The following is a 23,190-nucleotide window of genomic DNA, read 5'->3' as shown; positions in this document are numbered from 1 at the left end:
GGGTGCCGAGCCTCCGCGAGCCGGGCGGCCCCGAGGCTCAGCGCGCCGCCCCGCCTCACCCCGGTCCCGGTGCCAGGCGCACCCGGGTCCAGGAGCGGCGGCCGGTCCGGAGCAGGGCGCCGTCGGCGACTTCGAGGATCGCCTCCGGGTCGGTGACCACCGCGCCGTCCACCCGCACCGCGCCCTGGGCCAGCAGGCGGCGCGCCGCCGATCGGCTGAGCTCGGGGCGGGCCCGGCCCAGCAGCTCGAGCGCCGGGATCCGCACGCCGCCGACCCCGGACGGGGACGCGGCGTCCCGGTCGGCACCCGCGCAGGCAAGCTCCAGGTCCGCGATCTCCTCCGGGGCGGCACCGGCGGAGAACACCGCGAGGAACTGCGCGCGGGCCCGGGCGGCGGCATCGGCCCCGTGGTACCGGGAGACGATCGCGGCGGCGAGATCCAGCTTCGCATCGCGCGCGGGGGCGCCCCCGGCCTCGGCCGCGGCGGCGATCTCGGCGACGCGCTCGTCTGGCAGATCCGTGTAGGCGCTCGCCCAGGTGCCCACCAGCGCATCGGGCAGCGACATCACCTTCCCGAGCTTCTCGCCCGGGGCATCGGTGAGGGCGACGTAGTTGCGCAGCGACTTGGACTGCTTCGCCCCGCCGTCCAGCCCCGGGGTGATCACCGTGGTCATCACCGCCTGCGGCCGCCTGCCCAGGCGCTGCTGGTAGTGGCGGCCCATCATCTCGTTGAACAGCTGGTCGGAGCCGACGATGGTGAGGTCGCTGTCCATCGCCACGGAGTCGTAGCCCTGCAGGACGGGGTAGGCCAGCTCGTGCAGCGCGATCTCGCGGCCCTGCGCCACCCGGTCGCGGAACATGTCCCGCGCCATCAGCTGGGCGTGGGTGGTGAGGCTGAACAGGCTCAGCATCTCGCTCACCCCCATCGGCCCGTACCACTCGGAGTTGCGCCGCACCTCCAGCAGCTCCGGCTCGGTGCGCAGCACGAGGGAGACCTGCTCGAGGAAGGCCTGCCCGTTGCGCGCGATCTCCTCCTCGCCGAGCACGGGCCGGGTGCGGCTGCGGCCGGTCGGGTCGCCGACGCGGGTGGTGGTGTCCCCCAGCAGGAACACCACGGTGTGGCCGTGATCCTGCAGGTGGCGCATCAGCCACAGGTTCACGGCGTGGCCCAGGTGCAGGTCCGGGGCCGTGAGGTCCACGCCGTACTTGACGCGCAGCCTCTCGCCGGCATCCAGCCGCGCCCTCAGCGACTCCTCGTCGATGATCGTCTCGACGGTGCGCAGCATCGGCCGCAGCACCTCGTCGGCAGGGGACATGTCCGCTCCTTCCTCGGATGGAGGAGTAGCGCATGTGCCAGAGCCCCCGGGGGAAACACGAGAGGCGAGGACCTGTGTCCTCGCCTCGAGCTCTGGTCGTCCGTATGCGGGCGTCAGGCACCGCCGGCTGCGACCAGAGCCGGGGGATAGGTGACCGCACGCGAGGACATGGCCGGGAGCGTAGCACGGGGGTGCGCGGGCTCGGGGACCGATGGCGGCCCGCCCGCGCCGCCGGCGAGCGCATCGGCGCGTGCACCGAGGAACGCACGGAGGGGCCGGCGGTGTGCACGATCGGCGGCCTGAGAGCCGCGAGCCAGGCAATCGCCTGGCTCGCGGCTCTATGGCGGCCGTTCGTGCACGCGCTCGTGATGGCCCGCTGCGGGCAGAGCAAGAACCCACGAGGTCCGGCGAGCCGCGTCCGGGCGGATCTTCCGCGGATCAGAAGAAGCCCAGCTCCTCGTCCGCGTAGGAGACCAGCAGGTTCTTGGTCTGCTGGTAGTGGTCGAGCATCATGCGATGGTTCTCGCGGCCGATGCCCGAGGACTTGTACCCGCCGAACGCCGCGTGCGCCGGGTAGGAGTGGTAGTTGTTCACCCACACGCGGCCGGCCTGGATGGCCCGCCCTGCCCGGTAGACGGTGTTCTGGCTGCGGGTCCACACGCCCGCGCCCAGCCCGTACAGGGTGTCGTTGGCGATCGCGATCGCCTCGTCGTAGTCCTGGAAGCGGGTCAGGGCGACCACGGGGCCGAAGATCTCCTCCTGGAAGATCCGCATGGAGTTGGTGCCGGCGAAGACGGTCGGCTTCACGTAGAACCCGCCGGAGAGGTCCCCGCCCAGGTCGTTCGGCTCCCCGCCGGTGAGCACCTCGGCGCCCTCCTTCCGGCCGATGTCGATGTAGGACAGGATCTTCTCGAACTGGTCGTTCGAGGCCTGCGCGCCGATCATCGTGTCGGTGTCCAGCGGGTCGCCCTGCACGGTGGCCTCGACCCGGGCGAGGGCGTCGGCCAGGAAGGAGTCGTAGATCGAGTCCTGCACCAGCGCCCGCGAGGGGCAGGTGCAGACCTCGCCCTGGTTCAGGGAGAACATCGCGAATCCCTCGAGGGCCTTGGAGTAGAAGGCGTCCTTCTCCCGGGCCACGTCCTCGAAGAAGATGTTGGGGCTCTTCCCGCCGAGCTCGAGGGTCACCGGGATGAGATTCTGCGAGGCGTACTGCATGATCAGGCGCCCCGTGGTGGTCTCGCCGGTGAAGGCGATCTTGGCGATGCGCCGGCTGGAAGCCAGCGGCTTGCCGGCCTCGGTGCCGAAGCCGTTGACGATGTTCACCACGCCGTCCGGCAGCAGGTCGCCGATCAGCTCGAAGAGCACCAGGATCGAGGCGGGGGTCTGCTCGGCCGGCTTGAGCACCACGCAGTTGCCGGCCGCGAGGGCGGGGGCGAGCTTCCAGGTCGCCATGAGGATCGGGAAGTTCCACGGGATGATCTGGCCGACCACGCCGAGGGGCTCCTGGAAGTGGTAGGCGACGGTGCTCTCGTCGATCTGCGAGATGCCGCCCTCCTGGGCGCGGATCGCGCCGGCGAAGTAGCGGAAGTGGTCCACCGCCAGCGGCAGGTCGGCGTTGAGGGTCTCCCGCACGGGCTTGCCGTTGTCCCAGGTCTCCGCGACGGCGAGCATCTCGAGATTCTCCTCGATGCGGTCGGCGATGCGGTTCAGGATCACGGAGCGCTCCGCCGCGGAGGTCTTCGTCCAGGTGGCGGCCGCGGCGTGGGCGGCGTCGAGGGCGAGCTCGACGTCCTCGGCGGTCGAGCGGGGGATCTCGGTGAAGACCTGCCCGGTCACGGGCGTGGGGTTCTCGAAGTACTGGCCCTTCACCGGCGGCACCCACTGGCCGCCGATGTAGTTCTCGTAGCGGGGCGAGAAGGCGAGCTTCGCGCCCTCGGTCCCGGGCCGTGCGTACACAGTCATGGCAGCTCCTTCGATGCGGACCGGTGCGTCGCCGCTCATGACGACGCCGTCAGGTCCCGCGACCGTAGCCCCGCGCACGTTGCATCCACGTTGCACCGCAGGTCCGTGCCCGCTCATGGCCGATGGGCCGCCAGCTGATGGGCCGATGCGACGCCGGGCGGCAGCGGTCCGGCTCAACCGGCCTCTCGGCGCAGGGCCTCCAGGCGCACCACGGCGGCCGAGCGCTCGGGCGCATCGGGAGGGGCCAGCGCGAGCACCGTCATGAGGACCTCCGCGTCGCCCGCGCCCTCGGGCCGCTGGGCGTAGCGCCACAGCTGCTCGGCGGAGGCGTGCTCCAGCACCACCTCGCGCACATGCGCGGCCAGCTCCTCGCGGGCCCGCACGACGGCGGGGGCGTCCGATGCGGTCAGCAGCGGGCCCCGGTGGGCGTCCAGCAGCGCGGCGACATCGGCCCTGTCCAGGGCCTGCCGGACCTGGCGGAGGTCGCTGTCGACCTCGCCGAGCAGACGATAGGGGCGCGAGGCGATCCCCGGCCGGGAGCCCTCCGGGAGCGCGCGGCCGTCGGGGCCCGGCCCGCCGGCCCCCAGCAGGCGGCGCAGGCGCACCACCTCGGCACGGACCGTGCCCTCGTGGCGGGGGTCGCCGTGCAGCTGCTCGGCGAGCTCCGCGCCGCGGATCCCGTCGGGGTGCAGGTGCAGCAGGAGCAGCAGCTCGGCGTGGCGCCCGCTGAGCTCGAGGTCCCGCCCGCCGCAGCGCAGCCGGGGCGCACCGGGCCCCATCACCTGCAGCAGCGGCCGATGGTCGGTCCCGGTCCCGTGCCCGGCGCCCTCGTCCTCGACGGCCCCGGCCCCGGTGCGCCCGGGCCGGGAGGCTGCTCCGGGGGCGAGCAGAGCGCGCAGCTCCTCCTGGGCGGCCAGAGCGGTCGAGCGCAGCAGCGGCAGCACGATCGGGGCCACGGCGCCTACGTCCCCGGTCACGTCGATCACGCCGATGACCTCGCCGCTGCGGGGATGCAGCACCGGCACCGCGCTGCAGCTCCACGGGTGGACGGCCTCCACGAAATGCTCGGCGCCCACCACCTGCACGGGGGAGCCCGTGGCCAGCGCCAGGGCCGGGGCGGAGGTGCCCATCGCCTCCTCGGACCAGTCCGCGCCGGGGGCGAAGCCCATGGACTCCGCGCGGGTGCGCACGGCGCTGGGCCCCTCGACCCACAGCAGGCGGCCCTGCGCGTCGCCGAGCGCCACCAGCATGCCGGCCTCGACGGCCGGGGCGATCAGCCGCGAGCGCAGCAGCGGCATGATCGGACCGAAGAGATGCCCGGAGCGGGCGGACTCGAGCTGGGGCGCGGCGAGCACCGGCCGCGACGGGACGGTGGGGTGATCCTGCAGGCGGGACAGGGAGCGGCGCCAGGACTCCAGCACCGCCCGGCGCACCATGCCGGGCCGGTCCTGCCCGGCCGGCAGGTTCCCCTCGCGCAGCTCGGCGTGGGCGCGCAGCAGCTGGGCCTGGTACGCGTCCTCCACCGGGGAGCCGGGGGCGCGCATCATGGGGACCTGCGATGTGGGCAGGGGCCAGCGGTCATCACGTTCCACCTCGTCGTCGTCCGTGTCGCGCCTCCTGCGAAGCTACCGCCCGCGGCCCGTTCCGGCAATCTCCGCGGCGCAGGCCTCGGGCGCCGATGCCCGCGCCCCGCGACTCGCCCCCGCACCGGTCGCCGCCCCGCCTCAGAGGGCGGTGCGCATCGCCCCGTCTCGAGCGGAGGTCGGATCGGGCAGCGCGACGGGCAGCAGCACCAGCCACATGGCCAGCGCTCCCGCCACGAGCACGGCACCGGTGTCGTTGACCGCGAAGCCCAGCCAGGCACCGGCCACGATCGCGACGCGCACCGCCCGGGAGGCGGGGACGGCGTCGTCCAGCGCGGCCAGCCGCTGCAGGCCCGCCCGGCGCGGCATGAGCACCACGACGGAGAGAGCCGCCGCCACGACCACGAGCACGCCCAGGCCCGGGATGCCGACGGTCATCTCCCAGTTCTCGGAGAGCTTGCGCAGGATCACCGCGCCGAGGTCGCCGTCCAGCACGCTGTCGACGAAGCGCCCCAGATGGGTGCGCTGGTCGCTGGGGCGCAGCCAGTCCAGCACGGCCACCGTCCCCACGAGCGCGACCGCCAGGGCGCCCAGCCCCAGCACGTGCCAGGGGCGCAGGCGGATTCCGGAGACGAGCAGCGCGAGCAGCCCGAACATCGGCACCAGGGCCAGCATCGAGCCGAAGTCCGCGCCCATCGACGGGGCCACGCACACCACCGTCACCACCGCGCCGACGGCGAGGACCCTCGCCACCCGGCCGCGCGCCGTGGCCGCCCGGGCGCACAGCCCCAGCAGCAGCACGGTGCTCGCGCCGATGACCAGGCCGAACAGGTGGTTGGAGATCCCGTAGTATCGCCCGCCGATCATCGCCTGGGCGCCCAGCGGGGAGCCCATCTGCAGCCGTGACCCGGTGGCCGACTCCAGCAGGATCCCGCCGGCGACGATCGCCGCGCTCGCCGCGGCCAGACCCATCCGGGAGCGGCGCCAGGGCCCCAGCAGCAGGAGCGCGGCCAGCGGCAGGGCGCCCAGCCAGATCACGCCGATCAGGGCGAGCGTGGGGTGATCGGCGCGCCACCACGGCACGGCCCCGGCGGCGAGGCCGACGGGCGCGGCCAGGGGGGCGCAGGCCGCCAGCGCCCGGCCGACGGCGGCCAGGCGGGGCCTGCGGGCCAGGCGCGGCACCAGCAGGATCACCAGACCGATCGCCCCCATCCCCGCCCAGGAGAGCAGGGCGGGGACCTCCGCCTGCCGCAGCCGGTCCGCGGCCTGGGTGCGGTCCAGCGCCAGGCGCTGCGCGTCGGGTACCGCCTTCATCGCCATCGGCTGGCCGGGGACGGTCGCCGGCGCCGGGAGGCCATGGCTGGCCAGGATGCTGGGGGCCACGTCGGTGAGGATCACGACCCCGTTCTGATGGGTGGATCCGCTGGTCAGAGCCATGCCCGGAGCGCCCGTGTCGAGGGCGACCTGGAGCATGGTGCGCCCGGGGGCCTCGACCGCGCCGGTCTCCACGTCCCGCGGCGCGCTGCCGGGGACGCCGCCGTCGTCGGGGAAGTACCCGGCCGAGACCAGCAGGGTGCGGGGGAGGGAGGCGGTGCAGTCGACGGAGCCGTCGCCGGTGACGTCGCCTCCGGCCGGAGGCACCGTGCCGCCGGCGGCGGTGACCAGTGCCCCGGCACGGGAGTCGAGCTCCGCGATCGCCTGTTCGCGGCCCGGGGCGCCGGTCGCGGGGACGGATCCGAGGTCCAGGACGACCACCGGAGCATCATCGACGGCACCGTCCTCATCGGCCGGGAGCGCGGAGACGGCCTCGGCGATCACGGGCGCGGGGTCCTCGCCCGAGGCGTCGAGGTCGAGCACCCCGCCGGGGAGCTGCGCCAGCAGGTCGGTGGGCGGGTCGGGGATGCCTGCGGCGCGGGGCGCCTCGGCGGCCAGGCCCCGCCAGCCGGTGCGGAGCGTCTCCTCGCCCTGGCGCTGGGTGGAGCGCTCGGTGATGCTGGCCGCGTTCATCGCGCCCAGGCTCGCGCCGTCGGCCAGGCACTGCAGCGCCGGGGTGTCCTCGGCGGTGATGTCCTGCCAGGTCAGGCCGGAGGTGACGAGCACCAGGCGGATCGGAGGGAGCGGGGCGGTGTGCTCGCCCTCGGCCCGCGCCGGGGACGGCTGGCCCAGCACCAGCGCCGCGCCGAGCGCGAGCAGCAGGGCCAGGAGCGCGGCGGGGCGCCGGAGGGATCGGGAGGTCGCATGCACCCCTCGATCCTACGAAGGCGTTCCTGCGCCCCGGATGATGGAGGACGATGGGGGCACCGCCGATGCCGCCGATGCCGATTCCCGGAGCCCGCCATGAGCCCAGCAGAGTCCCCGACCTCGCGAGGCCGGGTCCTGCCGCTCGCGCTGCGCGGACCGGCGGAGGAGATCCTCCGCGGGGACGGACCGGCACGGCGCGGGGAGGACGACGCCGTGCACCGCCTGCGCGTCGCCGCGCGGTCCCTGCGGGCGGTGCTCGCGGCGAGCCGAGAGGCCCTGGAGCCGGAGACGGTGGATCCCGCCGTCACGGCGCTGCGGGGCATCGGCCGCGCCCTGGGCCCCGCCCGGGACGCCGAGGTGCTGCGCGAGCTGTGCGGGCGCCGCCTGACCGAGACCGAGAGGGAGCTCGTCCCGCCGGGGGTCGCCGCACGGCTGAGACGGATGGTCGAGGCGGACGACCGGGCCGCGCAGGCACGAGCCCGGGCGTTCCTCGAGTCCGCCGACCATGCGGCCGCCCGGGGGCTGGTCGCGGCGCTGATCGCGGATCCGCCGATCATCGGCGGCGGCGAGGATGCCGCTACCGTGCTGGGCCGGGGCACGGACCGCCAGGCCCGCCGCCTGCGGCGACGGATCGCGAGGGCCCGCGATCTCGAGGGGACGCCGGAGGAGGCCGAGGCGCTGCACCGGGTGCGCAAGGCCGCCAAGACCCTCCGCTACATCGTCCGGATCCTCGCGGACATCCCGGAGGCGGGCCTCGGGAGGCGCCGCACCGCCTGGGAGGAGCCTGCCTGCGCGATCCAGGACGCCCTCGGGGAGCACCGCGACTCCCACGCCCTCGCGCAGCGCATCCGCCGCGCCGCCGAACAGGCTCGCGCGCGCGGCGAGGACGGCTTCGGCTACGGCGTCCTGGTGGGCGTCGAGGCGGCGCAGCAGCGGTCGGCGCTCGCCGAGTACCACGCACGAGCAGCCTCCTTCGCGGAAGCGCTGCAGGACGGAGACGGACGATGACGGACCCCACGACAGCCGGCCCGGCGGCGCGCCCCGCCGCCCCGCAGGCCGCCCCCGAGGCGATCGACAGCGCCCCCGAGCGCCGGCCCGCGGGGACGGCCGATGCCGCCGCCGACGAGGGAGCCCGGGCCCGGCTCGCGGCAGCGCTCGAGACGCTGCACGGCCAGCTGGACCCCGACGAGCTGATCCTTCCCGGGGACGCGACGGCCGAGCCCTACGACGGGGACCGCCGCCTGCGCGCCGCGGCGGACGCCCGCTTCGCCGTCGCCCGCCCCCGCACCGTGCCCGGGGTGCAGGCGGTGCTGCGCTCCGCCCACGCCGCCGGGGCCGTGGTCGTCCCCCGCGGGGCCGGGTCCGGCCTCTCCGGCGGGGCGGTGCCCGAGGACGGCAGCATCGTCCTGTCCACCGAGCGCCTGCGCGCGATCCGCGAGATCGACCCGCTGGACGAGGTCGCCGTCGTCGAGGCCGGCGTCATCACCGCCGATCTGGACGCGAGCCTGGCCCCGCACGGCTTCTTCTACGCGCCCGATCCGGCGAGCGTCGCCTTCTCCAGCATCGGCGGGAACATCGCCACCAACGCCGGCGGGCTGCACTGCGCCAAGTACGGGGTGACGCGGGAATCGGTGCTGGCCCTCGAGGTGGTCCTCGCCGACGGCACGCTGCTGCGCACGGGGCACCGGTCGCTGAAGGGCGTCACCGGTCTGGATCTCACGCAGCTGATCATCGGCTCCGAGGGGACGCTCGCCGTGGTCGTCGCCGCGACCGTGCGGATCCGCCCCCGGCCCCCGGCGCGGCGCACCGTGCTGGCCCGCTTCCCGGCGGTCACGGCGGCGGCCCGCGCCGTCAACGCCATCTCCCTCAGCCCCGTACGCCCGGCCGCGACCGAGCTCATCGGCCCGCAGGCGCTGCGCGACATCGACGCCGCCAGCGGCTCCCGCCTGGCCCGGGAGGAGGACGCGATCCTGCTCATCGAGCTCGACGGATACGGCATCGAGGAGCAGACGGCAGATCTCACCGCCGCGCTCGCCGCGGAGGCCTCCGACGTCCAGCACCCCGATCCTGCCGAGGCCGAGGTGCTCTGGGAGCTGCGCCGCACCGGCCGCGGCACCGTGATGGCGGGGCAGTGGCGCCTGGGGGAGGACGTGGCCGTGCCCAAGTCCCGCCTGGCCGAGATGTTCGAGCAGGTCGACCGTGTGGGGCGCGAGCACGGGGTGGCGGTGTCCACCCTCGCTCACGCCGGGGACGGCAACCTGCACCCGGCGCTGGTCCTGGACACGCCCCCGGGAGCGGACGGCTCCGTGCTGCCGGCGGCCCTGCACGAGGCGGCCGATGACCTCGTGCGCAGCGCCCTCGCGCTCGGCGGGACCATCAGCGGTGAGCACGGCATCGGCCTGGACAAGCGGGCGTGGCTGGACCTCGAGCTGGGAGCCGACACCCGCAGCCTGCAGCGCCGCATCAAGGACGCCTTCGATCCCCGCGGCATCCTGAACCCCGGCAAGGCGCTCTGAGCTGAGGATCATCGCCGCGAAGGAAAGGTGTCGCCGAGCACGGGGCAGCCGCCCTGGGCGTCGGGTTCTGGTCGTGCTGATCCCCGGCATTCCGTGACGGAACCGTGACGTGAAGCGGTGCGTGCCTCGGGTCTCGCGGGTCGCATACTGAGCCCACTCTCCGGCGTCGGAGGGGCGACGACGTCGCAGAGGGGGGGAGCGCTCAGTGGGGATGCGGGCACGCGGCCGCGGGCGGACCTTCGTCCCGCCCGCGCAGGATTCCAGGTCGCGGCCACCTTCCGTCGATGCGGACGGGGCCGTGGTGATATGGCGGGCCGACTCGCGGGCGGTGCGGCAGCGCCTCGTCGTGCAGGTCGTCCTGTCCCTCGTGCTGACGTGCGTCCTGATCGTCGTCATCCACGTGGCAGGGATTCCCTCGTCGCCGATCGAGAGCGTCGGCGTCGTGGCGTGCGGAACACTGCTCGCGGTTTCGACGAGCAGCTCGTGGAGAATCCTGGACCGGCTGGCGAGGAGAACGCATCGATCCGCCCTGGTGCGTCGTGGATCGGCGGCACTTCTTGCCAGCTACCTGGTGCAGAGCACGACCGATCAGCTTGTTCTGATGTTCGCTGTGGCAGTCCTCGGGTTCTTGGCCGCAGGTCTCGTCGACCCTCGGGCCGGCTCGCCGGACGAATCGCTGCCCGAGAGGTGAGGGGGAGGGGCATGGGCGGCGCGCCGTGGTTCTGATCGCCTGAGCCTGCGGGCTCGCGCGGGGATGGCGGATCCGACTGCCGGCGTCGGATCGAGTGCGCCCCGTGTTGCTCATGGGTGCGATCGCTGTGGTCGGATCTATGGACTTCTTCTCTTGAGGGCTGCTTCCGCCTCAGGAGGGACCGGCACGGCGATCTCAGACCGCCCCACGGCGCCATCATCGGCAGTCCGGGCCCGCCTGCCCCCACGCGCGGCCGGCGCCCGATGGAGGTCGCCGTCGAAGTGGACCGTCCCACCGCGCCGGCGGGGATGCGGACTACCCTGCGAGCATGCGCTACGGATTCCTCGGCCCCGAGACCACCTTCACCCATCAGGCGCTGCTGCAGGCCCTGGCCCAGCATGCGCCGGAGCCGGGCTTCGCGGGGGACGAGGCCGTGCTGGTGCCGTTCGCGAGCGTCGCCACCGCCGCGACGGACCTGCTCGCCGGGGAGCTCGACGCGCTCATGGCACCGATCGAGAACTCGGTCGAGGGCGGGGTCTCCGGCACCCTCGACGTGCTCGCAGCCACCAGCGACATCACCATCGTCGCCGAGGAGATCGTCCCCATCACCTTCGTGCTCGCCTCCCGCGAGCCGATGGAGCTCGCCGAGGTCACGCAGGTCGCCTCCCACACCCACGCCCAGGCGCAGGTGCAGGGCTGGCTGCGTGCCCACGTGCCCGGCGCCTCCGTGGTCCCGGCCTCCTCGACCGCCGCCGCGGCGAAGGAGCTGGCCGCGGCGCCCGTGGAGGAGGCCCGGGGGCGGGCGGCCATCTGCTCGCCCCTGGCCGCCCAGCACTTCGGGCTCACGGTGCTGGCCGAGGGCATCGAGGACACCCGCGGCGCGCAGACCCGCTTCGTGCTGGTCACCCGGGACGGGCGCATCCCCGCCCGCACCGGCGCGGACAAGACGACGCTGGTCGTGCAGCTGCCCCACAACCGCTCCGGCGCGCTGCTGGAGGCGCTGCACCAGTTCCAGACCCACGGCGTGAACCTCTCGCGCATCGAGTCCCGCCCCACCGGGGACACCCTGGGCCGGTACTCCTTCTCGATCGACATCGAGGGCCATCTCGCGGACCGCCGCGTCGGCGACGCGCTGCGGGGCCTGCGGCGGGTCTGCCCGGTGGTCCACTTCCTGGGCTCCTACCCGCGGGCCGACGGGCTGCGCCCCGCGACCAGCGAGGCGACCTCCGATGCGGCCTACGACGCCGCCCACGAGTGGGTCGTCGCCCTCACCCGGCAGATCAGCGGCCGCTGAGCCGCCGGTCTCCGCGCGGGCATGCCGCGACGACCCGGGCGAGCGCGTCAGGACACGCCGGCGGACCGTGTCACCGCACCCCGGCGCGGATGATCAGGGCGGCGGGCTCGACCGAGGCGATGAGATGCGTGGCATCGGCCTCCGTGTCCCCGTCGAGCTGGACCGGCAGCGGCTTGGAGGAGGCCACCGAGACCGAGCGGGTGAGGTAGCGCTGCATGGTCGAGAGCTTCGGGCCCCGCGCCAGGCGCGGATTGACCACCTGCGTGAGGATCTGGCCGAAGCCCGCGGCCCCGCGCCAGCCGAGGGCCAGCACCTCCAGGCGCCCGTTGTCGATGGTGGCATCGGGCATGAGCACGATCCCGCCGGGCAGCCTCCCGACGTTGCCGATCAGCACCGTGCGGGCCTGCAGCACGTGCTCGGTGCCGTCGGGCAGGGAGACCACCACGTCATGGGAGCGGCCCACCAGCTTGCCGACCCCGGCGACGACGTAGGCGCTCCAGCCGAAGCGCCGCTTCAGGGTCGGATCGGTCGCGCCGACGATCTCCGCATCGGCCCCGAACCCGGAGATGACCAGGAAGATCTGGCGGTGGGCGCGCTCGGCCGACTGCGCGGACATGCCCGACTGCAGCCAGCCCACGTCGATGCGGTGGTCGGTGGCCTCGAGGGCGTGGGCGACCGCGGCCTGCACGTCCTCCAGGGGCACGTCGAGGTTGCGGGCCAGGAGGTTGCCGGTGCCGCCGGGGATGATGCCCATCCGCACCTCGCTGCCGGTCAGGGCCGAGGCGACCTGCCGCACGGTCCCGTCCCCGCCTGCGGCGATCACCAGATCGGCGCCCTCGGCCACGGCCCGGCGCGCCTGCCCCTGCCCGGGATCCTCGAGGGTGGTCTCGAAGAAGCTCAGGTCGACCTTCGTCACGGTGCGCCGCACGGCCTGCTCGACCTGCGCGCGGAAGCGCTCGGGGGACTCGTACTTCGAGGGGTTCATGACCACGGCCACGTGGCGCACGGGAGGCGAGTCCGGGTCCACATCGGGGTCGACGGGGGAGGCGCTGCCGCCGCGCGGCAGGGCCGCCTCGGTACGCATGCGGGCCCGCAGCTGGTGGACCTCGCGGCGCAGGTCCTCCTGCCCCCGCATGACGACGGTCAGCATGATGATGGCCAGCAGGCCGATCAGCAGGGACGCGAGGATGAGCACGCCGGACAGATCCATGGTCGAAGCGTAACCGGGCCCGGCGCGCGCCGGAACCGGCGGCGTGCACGGGTACGCTGGGGGGATGATCGATCTGCGGCTCCTGCGCGAGAACCCCGACGCCGTCCGCGACGCCCAGAAGGCGCGTCGCCGCGACCCTGCGACCGTGGACGCGGTGATCGCCGCGGACTCCCGGTGGCGGGAGGCGACCGGCGCGTTCGAGTCCGCGCGCGCCGAGCAGAAGGCCTTCGGCAAGAAGGTCGCCCAGGCGAAGGGCGAGGAGAAGCAGGCCCTGCTGGCCGAGGTCAAGCAGCTCGCGGCCGATGTGAAGCGCCTCGAGGCGGAGGCCGCCGAGGCCGCCGCCGAGCGCGACCGCGCCCTGCGCGTCATCCCCAACATCGCCGAGGGCGCCCCCGAGGGCCTCGAGGAGGACTTCGTAGTCCGCGAGGTCGTAGGGGAGAACCCCACGATCGACTTCGAGATCAAGGACCACCTCGAGATCGCCGAGGGGCTGAAGGCCATCGACATGGCCCGCGGGGCGAAGGTCTCCGGCACCCGCTTCTACTTCCTCACCGGTGTCGGCGCCCAGCTCGAGCTGGCGATCCTCAACTCCGCCATCGACCAGGCCACGAAGGCCGGCTTCACCCCGATGATCACCCCGACCCTGGTGCTGCCGGAGTCGATGGACGGCACCGGGTACCTCGGCGAGCACGCCGACGAGGTCTACCACCTCGACAAGGACGACGACCTCTACCTCGTGGGCACCAGCGAGGTCGCCCTGGCCAGCTACCACCGCGACGAGATCCTCGACCTCTCGGACGGGCCGATCCGCTACGCCGGCTGGAGCGCCTGCTACCGCCGCGAGGCCGGCAGCTACGGCCGCGACACCCGCGGCATCATCCGCGTCCACCAGTTCCACAAGGTGGAGATGTTCAGCTACTGCCGCATCGAGGACTCCTACGCGGAGCACGAGCGCCTGCTGGACTGGGAGCGGGAGATGATGGCGCGCATCGACGTGCCCTACCGCATCATCGACACCGCCGCCGGGGACCTGGGCACCTCCGCCGCCCGCAAGTTCGACTGCGAGGCCTGGATGCCCAGCCAGCAGACGTACCGCGAGCTCACCTCCACCTCGAACACCACCCAGTTCCAGGCACGGCGCCTGAACATCCGCGAGCGCACCGAGGACGGGCTGCGCCCCGTGGCGACCCTCAACGGGACGCTGGGCACCACCCGCTTCATCGCCGCGATCCTCGAGAACCACCAGCAGGCCGACGGCTCCGTGGTGGTCCCCGAGGGGCTGCGCCCGTACCTCGGCGGCCGCGAGGTCTTCGAGGTCGCCCGCTGACGTGCGCACGCCCAAGGATCTCCTCGCCGCCCTCCGACACGGCATCGCCCGCCGCCGTGGGGCGCGCGGCCATCGGCGGTTCACCCGTGCGCAAGACGCACCGGGGACACTGCCGGGCATGAACACCGCCATCGCCGCCCCCGGCGCGCTCGACGAGATCCGCGCCGCCCTCAACGAGGCGCTCGCGCCCCTGCAGGACGGCACCGTGCTGCTGGGCCTGGACGTCGACGGGACCCTCGTGGACCACGACGGGCACATGTCCGAGCCGGTCCACGCGGCGCTCACCGCCGCCGCCCGCGAGCACCACGTCGTCATCGCCACCGGCCGGTCCATCGGCGCGACCCTGCCGGTGGTGCGCACAGCCGGCGTCGAGCGCGGCTTCGCCGTCTGCTCCAACGGCGCGGTCACCCTCGCCCTGGATCCCGAGGCGGAGGACGGCTACCGGGTGCTGGACGTGCGCACCTTCCGTCCCCAGCAGGCGCTGCGGGCGCTGCGCGAGGTCGCCCCCGGCGCGCACTACGCCGTGGAGATGGCCGACGGCCGCTTCCGCGCCACCCCCGACTTCCAGGACGCCAGCTTCGGCGTCGAGGCCGAGGAGACCGACCTCGACGAGCTGCTGGACCTCGAGGCGGTGCGCGTGGTCGTCCACGTCCCCGACCTCACGCCCCAGGAGTTCAGCCGGATCATCGCCGATGCCGGGGTCCACGGCGTCGAGTACGCGATCGGCTGGACGGCCTGGCTGGACATGGCCGCCCCCGGCGTCTCCAAGGCCAGCGCCCTCGAGCTGGTCCGCGAGCGCCTGGAGATCCCCTCCGAGCGCACGGTCGCCGTCGGCGACGGCTGGAACGACACCGAGATGCTCGCCTGGGCCGGGGTGGGCGTGGCCATGGGGCAGGCGCCCCAGGGCGTCGCCGACATCGCCGACCTCCGCACCGCGGACGTCGCCCACGACGGCGTCGCCCTCGTCCTGCGCGGCGTCACCCCCGCCTGACCTGGCGCTCCCCGGCCGAGCCCGCCCATCCGGCGCCGTCGGGCGGGCCGACTGGGTCGGCTCGGGCTGGCCGGGTCGGGTCGGGTCGGTCGGGTCGGGTCGGGCCGGCTGAGAAGGACGGGCGTTCCCTGGTCGCCGCGTCATCGACCGGAGTGAACCCGTCGCTACGCCATCGACCGGAGTGAACCCGTCGCTTCCTGCGCGGAAAGCGACGGTTTCCGTCCGATCGATGACGTCGGGACGTGGCGGGAGGGAACGAGCCGCCTCGATCAGGTGCGGACGAGCCGCGTCGGTCAGGCGCTGACGTCGAGGACGACCTTGCCCAGGTGACCGCCCTCGTGGAGGACGCGGTGGGCCTCGGCCGCGCGCTCGAAGGGGAAGCGGGCGTGGACGGGGATGCGGACCCGGCCGTCGGCCAGCATCGGCCACACGAGCTCGGCCGTCCGCGCGAGGATCTCCTGCTTCTGGGCGACGGGCCGGGAGCGGAGGGTCGTGCCGATGACGAGGGAACGCTTGCCCATGAGGCGGCCGATGGGCAGCTCGCCGGTGGCGCCTCCGAGGGTCCCGATGATCACCAGGCGGCCGTGCTCGCGCAGCATGTCGACGTTGTCCGCGAGGGCGCTGCCGCCGATGACGTCGAGGATCACGTCCGCGCCGCCGGCCTGCGCGACCTCGGAGGGGAGGTCGACCGTGCGGCGGTTCCAGGCGAGGTCGGCGCCGAGCTCGCGCAGGGCGGGAAGCGCCTCGTCCGAGCCGGCGGTGGTGAGCACGCGCGCGCCCAGCTCCCGGGCTATCTGGAGGGCGGCGGTGCCGATGCCGCCGGTGCCGCCGTGGATCAGCACCGTCTCGCCGGGGCGCAGCTGCGCCTCGAGGTCGAGGTTGGAGACGACCGTCGCGCAGACCTCGACGACGGCGGCGGCATCGGCCGCACGCATGCCGGGCGGCAGGGGCAGCAGCTGGCCCTCCGGCACGGCGACCGTCTGCGCGTAGCCGCCCCCGGCGAGCAGCGCGACGACCTCCTCGCCGGTGTCGCGACGGCGCCCGGCGACCTCCAGGCCGGGAAGCTCGGAGGCGCCCGGCGGCGGCGGGTAGTGCCCGGCCGTCTGGGCGAGGTCGGCCCGGTTGACGCCCGCCGCGATCACGTCGACCAGGACCTCGCCGGGGGCGGGAACGGGTTCGGGCAGGTCGACGGGCTCGAGGGTGTTCTCCGCGGAGATCCGGATGGCGCGCATGCGCACCACGGTAGTCCGCGGAGGCACCGGACGAGCGTAGGCACCGGACGGGCGAGGGCACCGGAGGAGCGCAGGCACCGGACGGGCGCGGAGGGTCAGGCGATCCTGCGGATGACGGGCGCCTCGACGGCGATGTCGTTGGCGTACGTCTGGATGCAGGAGTCGCCGAAGGCATTGGTCTGGCGCAGCCGGCCGGTGTTGCTGCTGTCGGTGGCGATCCGGCCGAAGGACCAGGTGAGCTGGAACGTGAAGGTTCCCTGCCTGTCGACGGTGAACCGGAATCCGTACTGGGTGCGGCCCAGGTTCGCGGACACGTAGGCGGCATTCGTGCCGGACCCGGTGGTCGGGTCGACGAAGCCATGGGCTGTCACGCCGGTGCTCATGCCGGAGATCGATCCCAGAGCAACGGTGCTTCCCGTGGACGAGAGGACCGACGGCGTCATGTACGCCGTGACCGGATTGCCGCGGTAGGCGGCCGCGTAGTACCGCAGCTCATAGGTGCCGGGCGCGAAGCAGACCGCGCGGCGATAGGCGAAGGACGCCCCGTTGACCCGGGGGTCGCGTTCTCCGACCTTGGCGTTCGTCACTCCCTGCAGCGACGTGACGTTCCGGCCGTAATAGCAGCGCGAGCCCCCGCTGGGGTTGAAGGACCGGGGTGCCCCGGCGAGCGTCCCGGTCCCGTCGACGAAGTTCGCCGTGCTCAGCACCTCTTCCCACTCCGCATCCCACGGGAGGGTGGCCGTCTGGCCGACGGCGAGATCGACGCTGATGCAGGTGGTGCTGGCGGCATAGGCCGGAGCGGTCATCGACACCGCGACGACCGGGGTCGCCCAGGTCGCCCCGCGCATCAGCGTCCGGCGGGTGGGCATTGCTCGTGTTTGGTCCATGCGGCGGAAGCTACCAATGGGAAACTTGCGGGACGAGGGATATTTTCTGGACAGTCGTTCATGTCACAGCGGGAGGCGGCACGGGACGGTGGCTGTGTGTCCTGCGTCCCATCGCCGTGAGGACCTGTGCCCCCGCGGCGTCCGCAGGGCAGCGTCCGATCACGAGAGAGTCCTCGAGCATGCCCACCACGCCCTCCCTGCCGTCCGTTCCCCGCTCCGAGCACGAGCAGTTCGCCGAGCTCTGGCGGGAGGTGGCGCGGCGAGCCGTCCGGGTGCGCGACCGCGCGCTGTCGGATACGGACGCGGACCCGGAGCGTCTGGAGGCCCTGGACGGCCAGGTGCGCCGCGTGCGCGAGCTCGCCGCCCGGTGGGAGCGCGACCTCCGTGATGCGGGGCCCGAGGAGCCGGTGCACGTCGCCCTCGACCGGTGCCTGGACGAGCTCCAGCAGGCGCTGGACGGCAACGACCTCTGACCGAGTCCTGCGCCGGGCCGGCACGGACGGTGCCGGGGCGCCTCCGTCCGGGCGAGTCGCGATAGGCTCATCCGCGGCGCAGCGCCCTGGAGCGTCGACGGCGCGGCGCCATGGAGGGTTGACAGAGCGGCCGAATGTGGTGGTCTTGAAAACCACTGTGCGGCAACCCCGTACCGCGGGTTCGAATCCCGCACCCTCCGCGTTCCGGGCCCCGGCAGGCGACTGCCGGGGCTCGTCGTCGAGAGGAGCAGGGTGAGCGAGCGGGTTCTGCAGCTGCAGGGTGTGGAGTTCCATCGCGGGGACAAGCAGATCCTCGCGGAGGTCGACCTCGAGGTGTGCGCGGGGGAGCACTGGGCGCTGCTGGGCCCCAACGGGGCCGGCAAGTCGACCCTGCTCAGCTTCTGCGGGGCCCGGGAGTTCCCCAGCCGCGGCACCGTCGACGTGCTGGGCCGGCGGATGGGCCGTGTCGCGATCTCGGAGCTGCACCGCGAGATCGGCCACGTGAACCCGCGACACCCTCTCGATGTCGCCCTGAGCATCCGCCAGGTGGTCCTCACCGGCCTCACCGGCACCATCGATCTGCCGCCGCGCTGGGAGCCGAGCCCCGAGCAGCTGGCCCGCGCCGATCGCCTGGTCGCGGGCATCGGCCTGGCCGATCGCTCCGCCTCCCGCTGGCCGGTCCTGTCGCAGGGGGAGCGGGGCCGGGCGCTGGTGGCCCGCGCCCTGATCGGGCAGCCCCGGCTGCTCCTGCTGGACGAGCCGACCACGGGCCTGGACCTCGCCGCCCGCGAGCAGCTGCTGGACACCCTCGACGCCCTCGCCCACGAGGAGCCGGACGTGGCGACGGTGCTGATCACCCACCATCTCGAAGAGCTGCCGGAGAGCACCACGCACGCCGTCCTGCTCGCCCACGGGCGGATCCTGGCGGCCGGGCCGGTCGATGAGGTCCTCACTTCGGAGGGGGTCAGCGCGGCCTTCGCGCATCCCATCGAGGTGCGTCACGACGAGGGCCGATGGAGCGCCCGCGCCCTGCGCCACGGCCGCGGTCTGCGGGCCTGAGGGCGCGGGCGCGCGGGCGTCAGGCGTCCAGGCCCACGGCCTCGGCGCTGCGCCGCCACAGCCGGTCGGCGAGGTCCGGGTCCTCCGCGAGGGGATTGACCTTCGTCGTGGGCCGCCGCTGGTCGTAGTAGCGGCCGGAGGTCCAGGTGGTGCCGGGGGTGCCGGTGAGGAACCAGGCGAGGTTCTGCCCGCCCTGCTCGGCGGTGATCATGGTGCGCCGGCCCAGGCCCGAGGCGTAGAACCAGCGCATCGGCCCCCTGGTGCTCGCGCCGAAGCCGGTGGCGACCACGCCGGGGTGGAAGGCGGCGGTGCTCACGCCCTCGCCGTGGACGCGGTCGTGCAGGCCGCGCGTGAACAGGACGTTCGCGAGCTTCGCCGCGCCGTAGGCCCCCAGGGCGCTGCGGTGCGGGATCCGGCCCGCCGTCTCGGGGTCCAGCCGCCGCGGGATCCGATGCGCCATCGACGAGGTGGTGATCACGGCGCCGCGGCGGGCCCGCAGCTGCGGCAGCAGCAGGTTCGTCAGCAGGAACGGGGCGAGATGGTCGACCTGCCAGGTGAGGTCGAGGCCGTCCTCGGAGAGGTCCCGCCGCCCGAAGATCCCGCCGGCGTTGTTGGCCAGCGCGTCGATCCCCGTCCCGTCCACGCGGTCCGCCAGCTGTGCGGCGAGCTCGCGGACCTGCGTCAGGCTCGCGAAGTCGGCGATGAGGTGCTCGGCCCCCGTCTGCCGTGCGACCTCCGCGGTCTTCGCCGGGGAGCGGCCGATGAGGATCAGCCGGTCGCCGCGCCCGGCGAGCAGGCGGGCCGCCGCCGCGCCGATCCCGTCGGAGGCGCCGGTGATCACGATGGTGCGGGAAGGGGTCATCGGGGGCCTCGATCCAGGGTCGTCTTGGGGGGTGGCGTGCGCGCCGGGGTCATGGCCGCGCGCCGGCGGTGGTGTCGGAGGCGTCGAGGAGGGTCTCGGCGGCGGCGCGCGCGTGCTCGGCAGGCTCGGCGGTGCCGAGGATCGCCGCGGTCGTCTGCGCGCCCTCGGCGAGCAGGGCCAGCTGCGGGGCGAGCTGCTCCGGCAGCCCTGCCTCCCGGACCAGCTCGGCCATCCGCGCCTGGAAGCCCTCCTTGTGCTCGCGCACGTACTGCGCGATCGAGGGGAATCCGGGGCCCATCTCCCCGAACGCGTTGACGAAGCCGCAGCCGCGGAAGGACTCCTCGGTGAACCATTCGGCCAGGAAGTCGAACACCGCCAGGACCCGGCCGCGGGGCGAGCCGGCCGCGGCGACCGCGGCCTCCACGCCCTGCTCCCAGATCCCGTGGCGGTGGCGCAGGACGGCGAGGATCAGGGACTCCTTGCCGGGGAACAGGGCGTACAGCCGCTTGAGGGACACGCCCGCCGTGCTGCGCACCTCGTCCATGCCCACCGCGGTGATGCCGCGGGAGTAGTAGAGCGCGTCCGCGGCGCGGACGATCTGCGCGCGCAGCGCCTCGTTCGCCTCCGGCGCCGCGCCTGCGCCGCCTGTCCTCGTCGCCATGCCGGTCCTCTCCTCCACCGCCCGTTCGGGAACTTCTCCGCCGCCCCGCTTGCGCGGGGAACGATCGTTCTCTATTGTAGTCGACACGAGGGAGAACGATCGTTCTCCCCTGGTTGAGAGGAACGCATCATGGGCACCATCACCGTCGGCACCGAGAACAGCACCCCCGTCGAGCTCTACTACGAGGACCACGGCAGCGGGCGTCCCGTCGTCCTCATCCACGGCTACCCGCTGGACGGATCGTCCTGGGAGAAGCAGACCGCGGCCCTGCTCGAGGCCGGCCACCGCGTGATCACGTACGACCGGCGCGGCTTCGGGCGCAGCGCCAAGGTCACCGAGGGCTACGACTACGACACCTTCGCGGCGGATCTGAAGGCCGTGCTGGAGACGCTGGACCTGCGCGACGTGGTCCTGGTCGGCTTCTCGATGGGCACCGGCGAGGTGGCGCGGTACATCTCCCGCTTCGGATCCGAGCGGGTCGCGAAGGCGGTGTTCCTCGGCTCGCTCGAGCCGTTCCTCCTGCGCACGCAGGACAATCCCGAGGGCGTGCCGCAGGAGGTCTTCGACGGGCTGAAGGCCTCCGTCACCGAGGACCGCTACGCCTTCTTCACGGCGTTCTTCCGGGACTTCTTCAACACCGACGACACCCTCGGCAGCCGCCTCAGCCCCGAGGCGCTCGCGGCGAACCAGCAGCTGGCCTACAACGCCTCGCCGTACGCCTCGATCGCGGCGCAGCCGGCCTGGCTCACCGACTTCCGCGAGGACGTGCCCCGGATCGACGTGCCGACCCTCATCGTCCACGGCACGGCGGACAACATCCTGCCGATCGACGCGACCGGACGTCGCTTCGCCCAGCTCCTCCCCGAGGCGGAGTACCACGAGATCGAGGGCGCCCCGCACGGCCTGCTGTGGACGCACCACGCGGAGGTGAACGCCCTGCTGCTCGACTTCCTCGGCCGCTGATCGGACGCCGTCGGGGCGGGCCCGGCCCGCCTCGACGGCCCGACTGCCTCGACGGCCCGGCTGCCTCGACGGCCCGCGGCGCGGCGAGGACCTGCCGGCCGCCGCGCGCGTCGCCGGGAGGGGTCAGCTCTGCTGTGGATCCGACGGACCGGGGACCTCGAGCCCGGCCCGGCGCAGCGTCGCGGCGACCTTCTCCTCGAGCAGGGGGATCGAGCGCGCATCGTGCCCGCGCAGATGCTCCAGGGCCGCCAGCGCCGTGATCGCCACGTCCAGCAGCTCCGCCTCGACATCGGCCTGCGCATGGGTGACGCCCTTGCGCGGGTTCTGGCCGGTCGCGCCGATGTAGGCGGCGACGACCTCCCCGGCCTCCTCGGTGATCTTCGCCAGGCGCGCCCAGGTGACGGCCTCCGGGTCTCGGTGCGCGCTGCCGCGGTCGATCCAGGCGCTGAGCTCGGCGATGCCGCGGGAGGTGGGGTCGGACATGGGAGGAGCCTATGCCGCCCGAGACCAGGTGCCGCCTGAGACCCGGTGGAGCCCAGCGGCCCGCCGCGCGAGGATGGCAGGATCCACGGGCCGCATGCGGATCGCGGCCGGAACGAGGGCGAGGAGCATCGGATGACGCAGCACGAGCAGCGGCCGGAGCAGGCCGGGGCGGGCATCGGCGCAGGTCCCGGGACGGCATCCGGCCCGGGCGCGGTCGCCGCCGGCGGCGGGCTCCGCGTCCCGGAGGGCTTCCTCGAGGACCTCATCGCGCTGCGCCGGCGCCTGCACGCCCACCCCGAGGTGGGGCTGATGCTGCCGCGCACCCAGGAGATGATCCTCGAGGCGATCGCGGACCTGGACCTCGAGATCACCCTGGGCACCGAGACCACCAGCGTCGTCGGCGTGCTGCGCGGGGGCCGGCCCGGGCCGGCGGTGCTGCTGCGCGGGGACATGGACGGCCTGCCCGTGGTCGAGGCGACCGGCCTTCCCTACGCCGCGGACACCGGCACCATGCACGCCTGCGGCCACGACCTGCACATGGCGGGACTGGTCGGGGCGGCACGCCTGCTCGCGGCGCATCGCGAGGAGCTGCCCGGCAGCGTGATCCTCATGTTCCAGCCGGGGGAGGAGGGCTACGACGGCGCCGGGGTCATGCTGCGGGAGGGCGTTCTCGAGGCCGCGGGGGAGCGGCCCATCGCCGCCTACGGCATCCACGTCAGCGCCGATGCCCCCTCCGGGCAGATCTCCACCCGGGCCGGCACCCTGATGGCGGCGTTCTCGGTGCTCGAGGTGCGCGTGATCGGCCGCGGCGGCCACGGCTCGCGGCCCCATGAGGCCCTCGACCCGATCCCCGCCATGGCGGAGATGATCACCGCTCTGCAGACCCACGTCACCCGTCGCACCAGCGTCTTCGACCCGGTGGTGGTGACGGTCGGCGAGGTCCACGCCGGCAGCGCCCCGAACATCATCCCGGGCGAGGCCCACTTCCGGGCGGGGGTGCGGACCTTCTCCCCGCGCATGGCGACCCGGATGGCCGCGCAGCTGCCGGAGCTCGTGACGGGCATCGGCCGCAGCCACGGGCTCACCGTGGAGGCGACCTTCCGCACCGTGCTGCCGGCGACCATCAACGACGACGCCGAGGCCGGCTTCTTCGCACGCACCGCCCAGGGGATCTTCGGCGCCGAGCGGTACGTCGATCTCGAGAACCCGCGCACCGGCTCGGAGGACTTCTCCCGCGTCCTCGCCGAGGTGCCCGGCGCGTACGGCTTCGTCGGCGCCGCGAAGGACTTCGACCCGGAGGACATGCCCGCCTCCAACCACTCGCCGATGGCCGTGTTCGACGACTCCGTCCTCGCCGACCAGGCCCTGCTGCTGGCGACCCTCGCCCGGGACCGGCTGCGCGCCGCCGCCGGCGAGGGCGACCCCGCGATCTGAGCCGCG

General features: G+C 74.0%; 20 protein-coding genes and 1 tRNA gene. 11 read left to right on the top strand and 10 right to left on the bottom strand.

The window, feature by feature from the left end; genetic code table 11:
• Positions 1 to 55: 55 nt before the first annotated feature.
• From tyrS to ABD234_RS18205, 4 genes are all read right to left on the bottom strand, one after another.
• Positions 56 to 1,315 carry a tyrosine--tRNA ligase gene (tyrS, locus tag ABD234_RS18220; RefSeq protein ID WP_344359295.1) on the bottom strand — a complete coding sequence of 420 codons (1,260 nt, stop codon included), beginning with the start codon at positions 1,313 to 1,315 and terminating at the stop codon, positions 56 to 58.
• A 438-nt stretch (positions 1,316 to 1,753) separates the two neighbouring features.
• On the bottom strand, positions 1,754 to 3,277 hold the full coding sequence (adh, locus tag ABD234_RS18215; RefSeq protein ID WP_344359293.1) for an aldehyde dehydrogenase: 1,524 nt from the start codon (positions 3,275 to 3,277) through the stop codon (positions 1,754 to 1,756).
• 173 nt (positions 3,278 to 3,450) lie between these two features.
• Positions 3,451 to 4,869, bottom strand: coding sequence for a sigma-54-dependent transcriptional regulator family protein (locus tag ABD234_RS18210; RefSeq protein ID WP_344359290.1), 1,419 nt, complete (start codon positions 4,867 to 4,869; stop codon positions 3,451 to 3,453).
• A gap of 132 nt (positions 4,870 to 5,001) precedes the next feature.
• Positions 5,002 to 7,104 (bottom strand): hypothetical protein, encoded by a 2,103-nt coding sequence (locus ABD234_RS18205; RefSeq protein ID WP_344359286.1) that lies wholly within the window; start codon positions 7,102 to 7,104, stop codon positions 5,002 to 5,004.
• A gap of 93 nt (positions 7,105 to 7,197) precedes the next feature.
• Here ABD234_RS18205 and ABD234_RS18200 point away from each other — a divergent pair, with 93 nt between their 5' ends.
• From ABD234_RS18200 to pheA, 4 genes are all read left to right on the top strand, one after another.
• On the top strand, positions 7,198 to 8,109 hold the full coding sequence (locus ABD234_RS18200) for a CHAD domain-containing protein (protein WP_038374217.1): 912 nt from the start codon (positions 7,198 to 7,200) through the stop codon (positions 8,107 to 8,109).
• Positions 8,106 to 9,617, top strand: a complete 1,512-nt coding sequence (locus tag ABD234_RS18195) for an FAD-binding oxidoreductase (RefSeq protein WP_084148652.1) — start codon at positions 8,106 to 8,108, stop codon at positions 9,615 to 9,617. The genes ABD234_RS18200 and ABD234_RS18195 overlap by 4 nt, the downstream gene beginning before the upstream one ends.
• 298 nt (positions 9,618 to 9,915) lie before the next feature.
• The gene (locus ABD234_RS18190) at positions 9,916 to 10,308 is read left to right on the top strand and encodes a hypothetical protein (protein ID WP_038374218.1); all 393 of its coding nucleotides are present in this window, start codon (positions 9,916 to 9,918) and stop codon (positions 10,306 to 10,308) included.
• A gap of 328 nt (positions 10,309 to 10,636) precedes the next feature.
• Positions 10,637 to 11,602 (top strand): prephenate dehydratase, encoded by a 966-nt coding sequence (pheA, locus tag ABD234_RS18185; protein ID WP_038374220.1) that lies wholly within the window; start codon positions 10,637 to 10,639, stop codon positions 11,600 to 11,602.
• A gap of 70 nt (positions 11,603 to 11,672) precedes the next feature.
• Here pheA and ABD234_RS18180 read toward each other — a convergent pair whose 3' ends face one another.
• Positions 11,673 to 12,812, bottom strand: a complete 1,140-nt coding sequence (locus ABD234_RS18180) for a diacylglycerol/lipid kinase family protein (RefSeq protein WP_038374221.1) — start codon at positions 12,810 to 12,812, stop codon at positions 11,673 to 11,675.
• Positions 12,813 to 12,876: 64 nt separating this feature from the next.
• Between ABD234_RS18180 and serS the strand changes: the two genes are divergently transcribed.
• A complete protein-coding gene (serS, locus tag ABD234_RS18175; protein WP_038374222.1) occupies positions 12,877 to 14,139 on the top strand; it encodes a serine--tRNA ligase in 1,263 nt (420 codons plus the stop codon).
• A 118-nt stretch (positions 14,140 to 14,257) separates the two neighbouring features.
• A complete protein-coding gene (locus ABD234_RS18170) occupies positions 14,258 to 15,130 on the top strand; it encodes an HAD family hydrolase (protein ID WP_084148653.1) in 873 nt (290 codons plus the stop codon).
• Between the two features lie 293 nt (positions 15,131 to 15,423).
• Here ABD234_RS18170 and ABD234_RS18165 read toward each other — a convergent pair whose 3' ends face one another.
• On the bottom strand, positions 15,424 to 16,362 hold the full coding sequence (locus ABD234_RS18165) for a zinc-binding dehydrogenase (protein WP_344359276.1): 939 nt from the start codon (positions 16,360 to 16,362) through the stop codon (positions 15,424 to 15,426).
• A gap of 95 nt (positions 16,363 to 16,457) precedes the next feature.
• Complete coding sequence (locus tag ABD234_RS18160; RefSeq protein WP_344359273.1) at positions 16,458 to 17,249, bottom strand: hypothetical protein; 792 nt, start codon at positions 17,247 to 17,249, stop codon at positions 16,458 to 16,460.
• A 179-nt stretch (positions 17,250 to 17,428) separates the two neighbouring features.
• Here ABD234_RS18160 and ABD234_RS18155 point away from each other — a divergent pair, with 179 nt between their 5' ends.
• The 3 genes from ABD234_RS18155 (at position 17,429) to ABD234_RS18145 (ending at position 18,781) form a co-directional block, all read left to right on the top strand.
• On the top strand, positions 17,429 to 17,722 hold the full coding sequence (locus ABD234_RS18155) for a hypothetical protein (protein WP_344359271.1): 294 nt from the start codon (positions 17,429 to 17,431) through the stop codon (positions 17,720 to 17,722).
• Positions 17,723 to 17,834: 112 nt separating this feature from the next.
• Positions 17,835 to 17,922 (top strand) — tRNA-Ser (locus ABD234_RS18150).
• 52 nt (positions 17,923 to 17,974) lie between these two features.
• Entirely contained in the window at positions 17,975 to 18,781 is an 807-nt protein-coding gene (locus ABD234_RS18145; protein WP_344359268.1) for an ABC transporter ATP-binding protein, read from the top strand.
• A 19-nt stretch (positions 18,782 to 18,800) separates the two neighbouring features.
• On the opposite strand, the gene ABD234_RS18140 is transcribed toward ABD234_RS18145, so the two are convergent.
• Positions 18,801 to 19,643: an SDR family NAD(P)-dependent oxidoreductase gene (locus ABD234_RS18140; protein ID WP_344359265.1), complete on the bottom strand. Its 843-nt coding sequence runs from the start codon at positions 19,641 to 19,643 to the stop codon at positions 18,801 to 18,803.
• A gap of 49 nt (positions 19,644 to 19,692) precedes the next feature.
• A complete protein-coding gene (locus ABD234_RS18135) occupies positions 19,693 to 20,304 on the bottom strand; it encodes a TetR/AcrR family transcriptional regulator (protein WP_344359262.1) in 612 nt (203 codons plus the stop codon).
• A gap of 129 nt (positions 20,305 to 20,433) precedes the next feature.
• Here ABD234_RS18135 and ABD234_RS18130 point away from each other — a divergent pair, with 129 nt between their 5' ends.
• On the top strand, positions 20,434 to 21,267 hold the full coding sequence (locus ABD234_RS18130) for an alpha/beta fold hydrolase (protein ID WP_038374229.1): 834 nt from the start codon (positions 20,434 to 20,436) through the stop codon (positions 21,265 to 21,267).
• A 123-nt stretch (positions 21,268 to 21,390) separates the two neighbouring features.
• Here the strand turns inward: ABD234_RS18130 and ABD234_RS18125 are convergent, their stop codons facing one another.
• The gene (locus ABD234_RS18125) at positions 21,391 to 21,750 is read right to left on the bottom strand and encodes a MazG-like family protein (RefSeq protein WP_344359258.1); all 360 of its coding nucleotides are present in this window, start codon (positions 21,748 to 21,750) and stop codon (positions 21,391 to 21,393) included.
• Positions 21,751 to 21,882: 132 nt separating this feature from the next.
• Here ABD234_RS18125 and ABD234_RS18120 point away from each other — a divergent pair, with 132 nt between their 5' ends.
• Complete coding sequence (locus ABD234_RS18120) at positions 21,883 to 23,184, top strand: M20 metallopeptidase family protein (RefSeq protein ID WP_344359255.1); 1,302 nt, start codon at positions 21,883 to 21,885, stop codon at positions 23,182 to 23,184.
• Positions 23,185 to 23,190 lie beyond the last annotated feature (6 nt).

The sequence above is a fragment of the Brachybacterium phenoliresistens genome (assembly GCF_039530785.1).
Lineage (GTDB): Bacteria > Actinomycetota > Actinomycetes > Actinomycetales > Dermabacteraceae > Brachybacterium > Brachybacterium phenoliresistens.
The sequence above is the reverse complement of the archived record's forward strand: the minus strand, read 5'-3'. Positions and strand labels throughout refer to the sequence as shown.